The following is a 13508-nucleotide window of genomic DNA, read 5'->3' on the forward strand; positions in this document are numbered from 1 at the left end:
CGGTCCCTCTTGTTCGAGTCCCGGCACGTTATCCCATCTTCCCGGGACAGACACCTGACAGATCTTGCAGGTTGCCAAAGGTTTGGCCCTTGAATTAGCCGTGGCTGCCCTGCGATTGGGCGGGTGCCGTCGCTTCGGCCGGAGCCAGGCTCTTGATGACCTCGCCGCGCTCGTCGAGGAAGTCGAAGACCGTCTTGCCGGCTTCCGTCACGTAGATCATGAGCCGCGGGCGCCCCTTGCCATCCGACAGGATGAGCGCCGACGACCTGCCCGCCGTCTTGCCCAGGAAGAGCCGGTCCGTCTGGGCACCGCCAGCGGCCTCCCACTGCTGCTTGAGGGCGTCCCGGGCCGGGCCGGGCGGCGTGGCCTGCATGGCCTTCCAGTGCGGCTCATAGTCCTTGGCGAGACCGCGGTCAAACACCCGCAGGCCGGTGTAGAGATGGCCTTCCCGCTCGTAGTAGCCCAGCGCCATCTGCTGGTCGCCTCCAAAGCGGTCCATGGAGAAATGCATGCCCTGCTCGGGCGGACCCTGGACGCCCGACGCCCCCTGGACGCCCGGGCGCCCCGACCAGAGCATGCCGCCGCTTTCGTCGCCCACGCTGTTGTAGAAGATGATCCCCGCCGTGTGGCGGTGGTCCGGCGCCTCCTGCCCTTCCGCCACGACACCCGGCAACCGATGCCTGTTGGCGATGACCAGCTCCCGCTGCCCGTCGGCCGTCACCAGGTTGATGCGCTCCACGTCGATCTCCTGGAAGTGCACCTTGGCCGGGGCGGCCGCCAGGGCCAGCAGGGCCGTCGCCAGCAGCAGCCCCAGCTTGAGCAGGCGGTTCTGGCTCTCCAGCGCCTGCACCCTCGTTGTCTCTTGCGTCATCGCCAGCTCCTCCACTGATCCAGGACGTCATGGATGTGGCGCCGGATGCTAGCCCAAGACACCGCGCACCGCTCCCCGGGGGGCCGCCTGGCCGCGGGTGTCTGCCGGCCACGAGACACGGGATTTCCCCATCAACGCAAGTTGCCGATCACAACAATTCGCGAAAGTGGCAATTTTGGAAATGAACGTTCCGTGCATAACGCCATCAGCGCAAAGTTAGAAAAGACAGACACCCCCTCTTTCCCTACACTCCCTCCCCGGCCCATACTGCAGCCATCCCCCGGAAGGTCCGGCGGCCACAAGCCGCACGCGCAAGCGCCTCCTGATGCGAGGTGCTGCCGGATCTGGTCCGTCCCCTCTTCGGCACCCCCTCTCGGAGTCCCCCTCGCATGAACGCACCGCTGCCCGAACACATCCTGCGCGCGCTGGAAAAGGTCACCCTCGACGACAAGTACGCGCTCGACCGCGGTCGCGCCTTCATGAGCGGGGTCCAGGCCCTGGTGCGCCTGCCCATGCTGCAGCGCACGCGCGACGCGATGAACGGCCTGAACACCGCCGGCTTCGTCTCGGGCTACCGCGGTTCGCCGCTGGGCGGCTACGACCAGGCCCTGATGGCCGCCAAGAAGCACCTGGCCAAGCAGAACATCGTGTTCCAGCCGGGCGTCAACGAGGAGCTGGGCGCCACCGCCGTGTGGGGCACGCAGCAGCTGGACCTGTTCAAGGAGAAGGCGAAGTTCGACGGCGTCTTCGGCCTCTGGTACGGCAAGGGCCCGGGCGTGGACCGCTGCATCGACGTCTTCAAGCACGCCAACATGGCCGGCACGTCCAAGCACGGCGGCGTGATCGCCATCGCGGGTGACGACCACATTTCCAAGAGCTCCACCGCCGCCCACCAGAGCGACCACGTCTTCAAGGCCGCGGGCTTCCCGGTGTTCTTCCCGTCCAGCGTGCAGGACATCCTGGACATGGGCCTGCATGCGATCGCCATGAGCCGCTTCTCGGGCCTGTGGTCCGGCATGAAGACCATCCAGGAGATCGTGGAGTCGGGCGCCAGCGTCAGCGTGGACCCGGACCGCGTCAACATCATCACGCCGGACGACTTCCCCATGCCGGCCGGCGGCCTGCACATCCGCTGGCCGGATCCGCCCCTGGACCAGGAAGCGCGGATGATGGACCACAAGTGGTACGCCGCCCTGGCCTATGTGCGCGCCAACAAGCTCAACTACAACGTCATCGCCACGCCGAACGACCGCCTGGGCCTGATCGCCTCGGGCAAGGCCTGGAACGACACCCGCCAGGCGCTGCACGACCTGGGCCTCGATGACGACACCTGCCGCCGTCTGGGCATCCGCCTGCACAAGGTCAATGTGGTGTGGCCGCTGGAGGCCAACATCACCCGCGACTTCGCGACCGGCCTGCAGGAGATCCTCGTGATCGAGGAGAAGCGCCAGGTCATCGAATACCAGATCAAGGAGCAGCTCTACAACTGGCGCTCGGACGTGCGCCCGCACGTGCTGGGCAAGTTCGACGACGACGGCCAGTCCGGTGGCGAGTGGGGCCTGCCCAACCCGAGCGGCAACTGGCTGCTGCGCCCGCAGGCCGACCTGACCCCGGCCATCATCGCCCGCGCCATCGCCAAGCGTCTGAAGAAGCTGGGCGTGGATGCCGACATCGCCGCCCGCCTGGATGCGCGCGTGGCCGTGATCGACGCCAAGGAGAGCGCGCTGAAGGCCGAGGAGAAGGCCGCCGGCGGCGCCGACCGCACGCCCTGGTTCTGCTCCGGCTGCCCGCACAACACCTCCACCCGCGTGCCCGAAGGCTCGCGCGCCGTGGGCGGCATCGGCTGCCACTACATGGTCACCTGGATGCCGGGCCGCAACACCGCGACCTTCACGCAGATGGGCGGCGAGGGCGTGCCCTGGACCGGCCAGCAGTGGTTCACGAACGAGAAGCACATCTTCTCGAACCTCGGTGACGGCACCTACTTCCACTCGGGCATCCTGGCCATCCGCCAGAGCATCGCCTCGGGCGTGAACATCACCTACAAGATCCTCTACAACGACGCCGTCGCCATGACGGGCGGCCAGCAGGTCGGCGAGCGCGCCGAAGGCCACACGGTGCTGCAGATCATGCAGAGCCTGATCTCCGAAGGCGTGAAGAAGCTGGTGATCGTCACGGACGAGCCGGAGAAGTACAACGGCGTGGCGCTGATCGCTGGCGTCACCGTGCACCACCGCGACGAGCTGGACGCCCTCCAGCGTCAGTTCCGCGAGATCGCCGGCACCACGGCCATCATCTACGACCAGACCTGCGCCACCGAGAAGCGCCGCCGCCGCAAGCGGGGCAAGCTGGTCGACCCGGCCAAGCGCACCGTCATCAACGAGCTGGTCTGCGAGGGCTGCGGCGACTGCTCGATCCAGTCCAACTGCCTCTCCATCGAACCGCTGGAAACCGACTTCGGCCGCAAGCGCCAGATCAACCAGAACACCTGCAACAAGGACTTCAGCTGCGTGAAGGGCTTCTGCCCGAGCTTCGTCACCATCGAAGGCGGCGAGCTGAAGAAGCCGAAGAAGGACAAGCGCATCTCGCCGTTTGACGCCAAGCTCGGCGCCCTGCCCGACCCCGTCATCCCCAACGCCACCGAGGCCTGGGGCATCGTCGTGGCCGGCGTCGGCGGCACGGGCGTGATCACCATCGGCCAGCTGCTGGGCATGGCCGCCCACCTGGAAGGCAAGGGCGTCATCACGCAGGACGCCGCGGGCCTGGCCCAGAAGGGCGGCGCGACCTGGAGCCACATCCAGATCGCCAACAAGGCGGAAGACATCCACTGCACCAAGGTCGGCACGGCCGAGGCGCAGCTGGTGATCGCCTGCGATTCCATCGTGGCCGCCAACAAGACCACGCTGGCCGTCATGCGCGAGGGCCGCACCTTCGTCGCGCTGAACACGCACGGCTCGCCCACCGCGACGCTGGTGAACAACGCCGACTGGTCCTTCCCCGGCGCCTCCTGCGAGGCGGCCGTGGCCAAGGCCGTGGGCGCCGATCACTTCCGCGCCTTCGACGCGGAAGACGTGGCCGTCAAGCTGCTGGGCGACTCGCTCTACACCAACCCGCTGATGCTGGGCTACGCCTGGCAGCAGGGTCGCGTGCCCCTGAGCTACGCCGCGCTGATGCGCGCCATCGAGCTCAACGGCGTGCAGATCGACAACAACAAGGCCGCCTTCGAATGGGGCCGCCGCTGCGCCAACGACCTGGCCGGCGTGCAATCGCTGTTCGCCGCGCAGCAGGTCATCAACATCGTCAAGCGCGACAGCCTGGACGAGATGATCACCAAGCGCGTCGCCTTCCTGACGGACTACCAGAACGCCGCCTATGCCGCGCAGTACCAGGCCTTTGTCGAGAAGGTCCGGGCCGCCGAGCAGCCGCTGAACAGCACGCGCCTCGCCGAGGCCGTGGCCCGCTACCTGTTCAAGGTGATGGCCTACAAGGACGAGTACGAAGTCGCCCGCCTGCACAGCGACAAGAAGTTCGCCGAGAAGATCGCGTCGCAGTTCGAGGGCGACTACAAGATCGTCCATCACCTGGCCCCGCCGCTGTTCGCCAAGAAGAACGAGAAGGGCGAGCTGGTGAAGCAGCAGATGGGCGGCTGGATCCGTCCGGCCTTCGGCATCCTCGCCAAGCTCAAGGGCCTGCGCGGCACGGCGCTGGACCTCTTCGGCTACACCGCCGAGCGCAAGATGGAACGCCAGCTGATCCAGGACTACCGCGCCAGCATCGAGCAGCTGCTGGCCAAGGGCCTGACCGCCGAGCGCCTGGCCCTGGCGACCGACATCGCGCGCATCCCCGAGGAGATCCGCGGCTATGGCCACGTGAAGGAGCGCCACGTCCACGCGGCCCGCGCCAAGTGGGACGGCCTGATGAAGCAGTGGCAGGCGGCCTGACCCGTCCCTGATCCGGCACCATGAAAAAAGCCCGCAAGCCGAAAGGCCTGCGGGCTTTGTCTTTGGCGGGACCGGCGCCGTGCGGGCGGCCGGCCCGTGCGCCGAGGACTCAGCGCGGCAGTCGGAAGGCGTTGCTGCGCAGCGGCGAGCGCTTGAACTCCAGCGCCTTGTCGCCCGGACGGGGCTTCACGCTCGCCGGGCGCATGCCAACGGGCTGTGCCGGGCAGGTGCCGGTGATGCGGTGCTGCAGGGCCGCCGCCAGCATGGCCTCGCCGGGGTTGGCGAGCTCGCGGGAGAGGTCGTCGTTCACCACGCAGCCGGCCACGCCCGTCGGGCCCTGGCCCGCCGGCACGAAACCGTCGGCGTAGTCACCGAAGCCCTTGTGGTTGACGCCACCGAACTCGATCGGGAAGTACGAATTGCCGCAGTTGTCCTTGGCCGTGAAACCATAGGGCTTGCCGCAGGTCTTGCCGCCGATCAGCACCACCTCGACATCCACGCCGCGCAGGCCGTTGATGAAGGCCTCGCTCGCGGAGCAGGTGCCGCTCTGCGCCAGCACGTAGACGCGCTTGAGGTTCAGCGCCGGCAGCGGCTGCTCGTTGGTGCAGCGGAAGTTGGCGTCGAGGATGCAGGACGTGTTGTAGAAGGGCGTGGCGTCGCCCTCCGTGGCCTGGCGCAGGCTGTTGTAGCGGCTGCGCTCGAAGTCCTTGCCGTTCGTCTGCTGCGCGCCGGCCACCATGTAGGCCAGCTGCGAGGCCATGAAGAGCAGGCCGCCGCCGTTGTAGCGCAGGTCCACCACCAGGTCCGAGACGCGGGCCTGCTGGAAGCGCGTCATGGCCTGGATGAGCTGGATCTCCCCCTTGGCGATGTGCGTGTTGAAGACCATGTGGCCGACCTTGCGGCCGTCGCTGGCGGTGATGATCTCGTCCAGCGTGACCGGCTGGTTCTCGACCTCGGCGCTGGCCAGGCTGACCTGCACGTTCGGGGCGCCGGCGCGGCTGAAGACGAAGTCGTAGCGCTTGCCGAGCCGGTCAGGGCTCAGCATGTCGTTGAGCGCATCGATGCCGGCGCTGTCATTGGTGTCGGCCGACACGCCGTTGACCGTGACGAGCGTGTCCCCGCGCTTCAGGCCCGCCGATTGCGCCGGGCTGCCCGGCATCACGTAGGCGACGCGGATGCCGCGCGGCGGCGTGGGCGAGCCGAAGGTCCATTCGATGCCGAAGCCCGCGTCCACGCCGGCCTGCGTCATCTGCTGCCACTTGGCGGTCGAGATCATGAAGCTGAAGCGGTCCTGGCGCGCGCCGCTGGCCGTCCGCACCGGGCTGCGCAGGGCGTCGAAGTAGGCCTCCAGCGAGCCCTGAACGTCCCCGACGTTGCTGAACATCGCCTCGTTCGCGTTGACGTTCGGCACGGCCTCGCGCCACAGGTAGGCCTCGTCGAAGTAGGAGCGCATCCAGCGCTTCTCGGTGGTGAGGCTGCCGGTGCGGCTGCCCGGCGACGCCAGCGCGTTCTCGGGGGCGCACTGCTGCGCGTAGCTCGCGCTGGGCTGCAGCGGGCCGGTGTCCGCGGGCGGGACCGGCGTGGGGTCCGCCGGCAGCTGGCCGAACACGGGCGTGCCCGAATTGGCAGCACCGCCGCCGCAGCCGCTCAGCAAGCCGCCGAGGCTCAACGCCGCGACCAGCGCGGTCCCTGTCCATCCTGTTCTATTCATCCATCCTCCTGCTGTGGGCGGGGCGTTCGCCAGGCCCCCGATTCGTTCCGCCGGGGTCGCGGCGTCCACCGCCTGGCGCCGGCCAGGCCGCACGCAGACGAGACGGCCGCCCCCCTGGCGCCGGCCGCCATTTTGCGCGACGGGAACACCGCCGGACGCCACGGGATGCCGGCGCGTGCGTGAAAGCCACGGGTTTCCGCTAAGGGGGATGCCCCTGATCAGCAATCTGCAGCAACAAATGCCGGGGATCTCTGGCGCTACGCTCCCTGGCACTTGCGCGATCTGCGCCCAGACGACGCCCGGCCCGGAGCTAGGCGGCGCAGGACCGGGCCCCTGGGGAGGGCGCCCGCCCGGCCCGTATCAGGGCCCCACGGAGGAGATGCTTCGATGAATCTGCTGACCGGCCGATGGCCGACGCTGCCCGTTTCCCTGGCCCTGGCCAGCCTGCTGTCGCTCGCCGGCTGCGGCTCGGGTGACGCCTCGTTCGGCCCCGCCCTGCAGGCCCGCGACGACAGCGCCACGGTGGACGACGGCGCGGCGCTGCTCCTGGACGTGCTGGCCAACGACCTGGGCGAGGGCCTGGTGCTCACGGGCGTGCAGACGCCCGGCCTCGGCAGCGCAGCCATCGAGAACGGCCGCATCCGCTACACACCGCGGGCCGGCGCGCTCGGGCAGGACCGCTTCACCTACCAGGTGCGCGACGCCCAGGGCGTCACCCAGCAGGCCACCCTCTCGCTGACGCTGCGCCGCGGGCTGACGCTGGAGGGTCAGGTCTTGCTGGATGGACAGGCGCAGGCCCGGCGCAGCGTCGACGTGCTGGCCGACGAGCAGCCCCTCGGCAGCGCCCAGACCGATGCGCAGGGCGCCTACCGCGTCCAGCTGTGGTTCACGGACGCCCGCCAGGTTGACCAGCTGCTGCGACTGCGCCTGAAGGAGGACGGCACCCGGCCGCATGACCGCGCCGAGCTCTACCTCGCGGGCGGCGGCACGCTCCTGGCGATCGCAGGCAGCGCGCGCCGCCTGGACGCCACCCGCCTCTCGGCCCTGCAGATCGACGACACGGCCATCGGCGAGTCGGCGCTGCTGCTGGGCCAGTACCGCAGCCTCACCCAGCAGACGGCGATCCCTGACGAGGCCGGCCTGCGCCGCGCGCTGTCGGGCTACGCGCTGGAGGCCCTGGCCGATCGCGCCGCCCTCGTGAAAGCCGCCCGCCTGAAGCAGGTCGCCCTCCCCGCCGGCTTCGGCACGGTGGCCCAGATGCTGGCGGACGACTCCGGCCTGCGGCAGTTCCGCGCCGCCGCGCAGGCCGCCCTCGGTGACGCCCTGACGCAGATGCAGCAGGACGTGCTCGCCGCGCTGCACATCCGCAGCCCCTTCACCGCCGACACCGTGCCGGCGCGCTACATCCTCGGGCCGGTCTCGGCCCTGGAACAGGCGCCCGTCTTCGGCACCGCCAAGACCAGCAGCACGCTGACGCTCGCGGCCGACGGCAAGGGCACGCTGCGGCCCCGCCAGAGCTTCCCGGCGGCGCATGCGGCGCTGGAATGGGACCTCAGCGGCAAGGGCATCCTGCTCCTGAGCGGCAGCGGCACGGAGGTGGCCTCCGGCACCGACATCTTCGACTTCCCGTATCACGAGTACGTCCAGACCGTGCGGCGCCTCAGCCGCTTCGCCTTCGGGGACGTGCTGCAGCTCGGCAGCTGCGTCAGCCAGTTCGATTGCGGCCCGGACGACGGCAGCGCCACGGTCTCCACGCCGCTGAGCCTTGGCCTCACGGACGCGCCACTGGCGCTGCAGGCCGCGGAAGTGCCCGGCCGCTGGTTCCTGCCCATCGGCGAGACGCAGGAGCTGCGCAGCCACCAGGCCGCGGGTCCGCTGCTGCGCACACCGCTGGATCTGCAGGCCGACGGCCGCATCGCCGGCCGCAGCTGGCGCTGGAGGCTGGACGGCGGCGAGCTCGTCGTGGAGAACGGCAGCGTCCAGCGCTGGCGCCTGCAGCTGATGCAGCGCAGCGCCGCACGGCAGTTCGTGATGCACGTGCTGTATGACGGACCGCAGGGACAGGGCGCGAGCCTGGGCGAGGCCTACATGCAGGACCCGGCGCTCAGCTGGCAGCGCAGCGACCTCATCGGGGACTGGCGCATCGACCGGCTCGTGCGCACGCTGCAGCTGCGCGCCGACGGCAGCGCCAGCCTGCTGGCCCACCACGACCGCTACCAGGGCAGCTGGACGCTGGACGCCGACGGCAGCGTGCGCGTGCGCCTGGGCAACGAGGCCAGCGACTTCACCCTGCAGTGGTGGGGCCTGGGCAGCGACAAATCCGGTGCCATGGTGGTCGAGGGCGGCTATTCCATGGCCACGCCGGACCAGGCCTACACCAGCCTCCCCTACCGCTACGAGCGCGTGCCGCCCTGACGCCCGCAGGCCGCCCGACGCGCAGTGGGGCGCTTGCTAGACTTTCTTTCCCAACCACCAAGAACAGACTGCGGCCCTCAGCTGCAGGGAGGACCTTCATGCACACCCCGATCTGGCGCCGCCTGGCGGCCCTCTGCCTGAGCGGCCTGCTGGCCCTGGGCAGCCTGCCCGCGCACGCGGCCGACACCCCCGATGCCGCCGCCGATCCAGCCGCCGCTGCCGCCGCGCAGGTCTTCGCCGAGGCGCGCCAGGCCGCCACCGCCGGCCCGAACGACGTGACCCTGGCCGGCCAGGCCGTGCTGCACCTGCCGGAGGGCAAGGTCTTCATCCCGCAACCCCACGCCGCCAAGGTGATGCGCGCCATGGGCAATCCGGGCGACTACAGCGACCTGCTGGGCCTGGTCTTCCCCGCGGGCGGCGAGGGCTGGTTTGCCGTGCTGCGCTTCGAGGGCGCCGGCTACATCAAGGACGACGACGCCAAGGAGTGGAACGCCGACGAGCTGCTGAAGTCCTACCGCGAGGGCACCGAGGCCAGCAACAAGGAGCGCGCCAAGATCGGCGTGCCCGAGCTGGAGATCGTGGGCTGGGCCGAGAAGCCCGCCTATGCCGCGGACACCCACCGCCTGGTCTGGGCGATGAGCTCGCGAGGCAAGGGGGCGCCGGCCGACGAGCCGCAGGGCGTCAACTACAACACCTATGCCCTCGGCCGCGAGGGCTACCTGAGCCTCAACCTGGTCACGGACCTGAAGGACCTGGCGGCCCACAAGGTCGATGCCCAGGCGCTGCTCGGCGCCCTGCAGTTCAATGACGGCAAGCGCTACGCCGACTTCAACAGCAGCACCGACAAGGTCGCCGAGTACGGCCTCGCCGCGCTGGTGCTGGGCGTGGGCGCCAAGAAGCTGGGCTTCTTCGCGGTGATCTTCGCCTTCCTGGCCAAGTTCGCGAAGCTGGCGATCATCGGCGTGCTGGCCTTCGGCGGCGCGGTGCTGAACTTCTTCAGGCGCAAGCCCAAGGCCGAGGCCACGACCCCGGCCGCCGCCCCGGCCGCCGACGCCCCGCGCGAATGATCAAGCTCCTGCTGCTGCTCTTCTCCGGCCTCAAGCTGGGGAAGATCCTGCTGTCCGCCGGCAGCATGCTGCTGGCGCTCGGCGTGTACGCGATGCTGTACGGCTGGCGCTATGCCGCCGGCTTCATCGCCCTGCTCTTCGTGCACGAGATGGGCCACTACCTGGCCGCCCGCCACAAGGGCCTGAACGTGGGGCTGCCCACCTTCATCCCCTTCGTGGGCGCCTGGATCGAGCTCAAGGACCTGCCCCACGACGCCCAGACCGAGGCCTTCGTGGGCCTCGGCGGCCCGCTGCTGGGGACGGTGGGCGCCACGGTCTGCTACCTGCTCGCCCGCAGCTGGAATGCGGACTGGCTGCTGGCCGTGGCCTACAGCGGCTTCTTCCTGAACCTCTTCAACCTCATCCCCATCTCGCCCCTGGACGGCGGCCGCATCACGGCGGTGCTCTCGCCGCGCATCTGGCTGCTGGGGGTGCCGCTGCTCGTCGGCCTGTTCCTGTGGCGCCCGAGCCCCATGCTGCTGCTGATCGCCGTGCTGGCCTGGCCGCAGCTGTGGAAGGCCTGGAAGTACCGCAGCGACAGCCCCGAGGGCCAGACCTACTACGCCGTGCCGGCGGCCGTGAAGTGGGAGTACGGCACGTACTACGTCGTGCTGGCCGCCTTCCTGGCGCTCATGAGCCATGACGTCCACGAGATGCTGCAGCAGAGCACCCGCGTGCACGGCCTTGGCTGACTTTCATCATTCCACCCGCGCGGATGCACACTCGCCGCCATTGATCACCTCTCCCACACCATGATCCGCAAGCTCCATCCCCTGAGTCTGGCCGTCGGCCTGGCCTTTGCCTTCGGCGCGCAGGCGCACTCCCTCAAGCCCGTCAACAGCGTGGAGGGCATCACGGAGTACCGCCTGCCCAACGGCCTGCAGGTGCTGCTGGCGCCCGACGCCTCCAAGCCCACGACCACGGTCAACGTGACCTACCGCGTGGGTTCCAAGCACGAGAACTACGGCGAGACGGGCATGGCCCACCTGCTGGAGCACCTGATCTTCAAGGGCAGCCCCAAGCACCAGGACCCGTGGTCCGACTTCACCAAGCGGGGCTTCGCCGCCAACGGCTCGACGTGGTTCGACCGCACCAACTACTTCGCCGCCTTCGCCGCCAATGACGCCAACCTGAAGTGGTACCTCGAGTGGCAGGCCGACGCGATGGTCAACAGCTACATCGCCCGCCGCCACCTCGACACCGAGATGACCGTCGTGCGCAACGAGATGGAGATGGGCGAGAACGACCCGGGCGGCGTCACCACGCAGCGCACCCTGGCCTCGATGTACCAGTGGCACAACTACGGCAAGGACACCATCGGCGCGCGCGCGGACGTCGAGAACGTGGACATCGGCCGTCTGCAGGCCTTCTACCGGAACTACTACCAGCCGGACAACGCCACGCTGATCGTGGCCGGCAAGTTCGACGCCAACCAGGTGCTGGACTGGGTCGAGCAGAGCTTCGGCAAGCTGCCCCGCCCCAAGCGCCAGCTGACCAAGCTCTACACGATCGACCCGGTGCAGGACGGCGAGCACGCCGTCACCGTGCGCCGCCAGGGCGGCACGCCGATGAGCCTCGCGGCCTACCACGTCACCCCCGGCGCCCACCCCGACTACGCCGCCATCGAGGTGCTCAACCTCATCCTGACCGAGGCCCCGGGTGGCCGCCTGCACAAGCGCCTGGTCGAGGAGACCAAGCTGGCCGCCAGCGTGGGCAACTTCGGCCTCGCCCTGGCCGAGCCGGGCTTCACGATGATGATTGCGGAGCTGGCGCCCAAGGCCTCGCAGGACGAGCTCAACCGCGAGCTGATCGCCGTGACGGAGGGCTTCGCCGAGCGCCCCGTGACCGAGGAGGAGCTCAAGCGCGCCCAGACCCGCTGGCTGAACCGCTGGGAGAAGCTCTTCACGAGCCCCGAGCAGGTCGGCATCACGCTGTCCGAGACGATCGCCCAGGGTGACTGGCGCCTGTTCTTCCTGCTGCGCGACCGCATCAAGGCGCTGACCGTGGCGGACGTGCAGCGCGTGGCCACCGAGCGCTTCCTGCCGGCCAACCGCACGCTGTCGCAGTACCTGCCCACGGACAAGCCGGTGCGCGCACCGGCCCCGGTCTTCGCGGACGTCGCGGCCGAGCTCAAGACCTTCAAGCCGCAGGCCGCCGCCGGCGTGGTGGCGGCCTTCGACGCAAGCCCCGCCAACCTGGACCGCAGCGCGCAGCGCAGCCAGCTGCCCAACGGCCTGAAGCTGGCCCTGCTGCCCAAGCCCACGCGCGGCGAGGCCGTGCGCGGCACGCTGAGCCTGCAGCTGGGCGATGCGAAAAGCCTCTTCGGCCAGCAGAGCGTTGCGGACCTCACCGCCGCCATGCTCAAGATGGGCACCGTCAGCAAGACCCGCGAGCAGCTGCGCGACGCGCTGGACGCCGCCAAGGTGGAGCTGCAGATCGGCAATCCCTCGGCCGACCGCCTGACGGTGAGCTGGAGCACCAAGAAGGAGTTCGCCACGCAGGCGCTGGCGCTGGTCGCCGAGATGCTCAAGAGCCCGCGCCTCGACGCCCCCGCGCTCGAGGAGCTGCGCGCCCAGGCGCTGACCGGCATCCAGGCCCAGAAGGACAACCCGGAAGGCATCGCCCAGAAGGCCGCCGGCATCGCACTGAACACCGAGCCCCGCGGCGACGTGCGCCATGTGCGCAGCTTCGACGAGGAGGAGGCCGACGTGAAGGCCGTGACGCTGGAGCAGGTCAAGGCCTTCCATGCCGCCTTCTACGGCGCGAGCCAGGCGCAGCTGGCCCTGGTCGGTGACTTCGACGCCGCCGCCGCCAAGGCCGCGATCACGGCGGATCTCGGCGGCTGGTCCGCGAAGACGGCCTACCAGCGCATCCCGCGCCTGCATGTGGACAAGCCCGGCCAGGTGCAGCTGCTGCGCACGCCGGACAAGCAGAACGCCATGATGCTGGGCATCCAGTCCCTGCCGCTGAATGACAGCACGCCGGACTTCGCCGCCCTGCAGCTGGCCAACCACATCCTCGGCGGCGGCGGCAATTCCCGCCTCTGGACGCGCATCCGCGAGAAGGAAGGCCTCTCCTACGGCACCGGCACCGGCGTGAACCTGGGCTCCGAGGATCCGTCGGGCGCCTGGTTCGTCTATGCCATCTTCGCGCCGCAGAACCGCGAGAAGGTCGAGACCGCCCTGCGCGAGGAAGTCGCCCGCGCCCTGAAGGACGGCTTCAGCGCCAAGGAGCTGGACGAGGCCAAGCAGGCCCTGCTGAACCAGCGCCGCCTGAGCCTCGCCCAGGACGGCGCGGTGGCGGGCATGCTCAGCGGCCAGCAGCGCCTGGGCCGCACCTTCGCGCGCGAGCAGCAGCTGAACGACGCCCTCCAGAAGCAGAGCCTGGAGCAGGTCAACGAGGCCCTGCGCAAGCACTTCAAGCTGGAGGCCTTCCAGCTCGTGTTCGCGGGCGACTTCAAGTAA

General features: G+C 69.5%; 7 protein-coding genes. 5 read left to right on the forward strand and 2 right to left on the reverse strand.

The features are described 5' to 3' along the window. Positions 1-94 precede the first annotated feature (94 nt). Positions 95-871, reverse strand: a complete 777-nt coding sequence (locus QRD43_RS00305; protein ID WP_285980468.1) for a hypothetical protein — start codon at positions 869-871, stop codon at positions 95-97. A gap of 389 nt (positions 872-1260) precedes the next feature. Between QRD43_RS00305 and QRD43_RS00310 the strand changes: the two genes are divergently transcribed. Further along, positions 1261-4812, forward strand: a complete 3552-nt coding sequence (locus tag QRD43_RS00310; protein ID WP_285980469.1) for an indolepyruvate ferredoxin oxidoreductase family protein — start codon at positions 1261-1263, stop codon at positions 4810-4812. 109 nt (positions 4813-4921) lie between these two features. Here the strand turns inward: QRD43_RS00310 and QRD43_RS00315 are convergent, their stop codons facing one another. After that, positions 4922-6523 (reverse strand): S41 family peptidase, encoded by a 1602-nt coding sequence (locus QRD43_RS00315; RefSeq protein ID WP_285980470.1) that lies wholly within the window; start codon positions 6521-6523, stop codon positions 4922-4924. A 387-nt stretch (positions 6524-6910) separates the two neighbouring features. Between QRD43_RS00315 and QRD43_RS00320 the strand changes: the two genes are divergently transcribed. The 4 genes from QRD43_RS00320 to QRD43_RS00335 all read left to right on the forward strand — a co-directional run bounded on the left by QRD43_RS00320 (position 6911) and on the right by QRD43_RS00335 (position 13508). Continuing rightward, entirely contained in the window at positions 6911-8938 is a 2028-nt protein-coding gene (locus QRD43_RS00320; RefSeq protein WP_285980471.1) for an Ig-like domain-containing protein, read from the forward strand. A 98-nt stretch (positions 8939-9036) separates the two neighbouring features. Then, positions 9037-10005, forward strand: a complete 969-nt coding sequence (locus QRD43_RS00325; protein WP_285980472.1) for a DUF2167 domain-containing protein — start codon at positions 9037-9039, stop codon at positions 10003-10005. Then, positions 10002-10736 carry a site-2 protease family protein gene (locus QRD43_RS00330; RefSeq protein WP_285980473.1) on the forward strand — a complete coding sequence of 245 codons (735 nt, stop codon included), beginning with the start codon at positions 10002-10004 and terminating at the stop codon, positions 10734-10736. Before QRD43_RS00325 ends, QRD43_RS00330 begins: the two co-directional genes overlap by 4 nt. 60 nt (positions 10737-10796) lie before the next feature. Continuing rightward, the gene (locus QRD43_RS00335; RefSeq protein WP_285980474.1) at positions 10797-13508 is read left to right on the forward strand and encodes a M16 family metallopeptidase; all 2712 of its coding nucleotides are present in this window, start codon (positions 10797-10799) and stop codon (positions 13506-13508) included.

This window comes from Roseateles subflavus, from assembly GCF_030285365.1.
Taxonomy (GTDB): domain Bacteria; phylum Pseudomonadota; class Gammaproteobacteria; order Burkholderiales; family Burkholderiaceae_C; genus Roseateles_B; species Roseateles_B subflavus.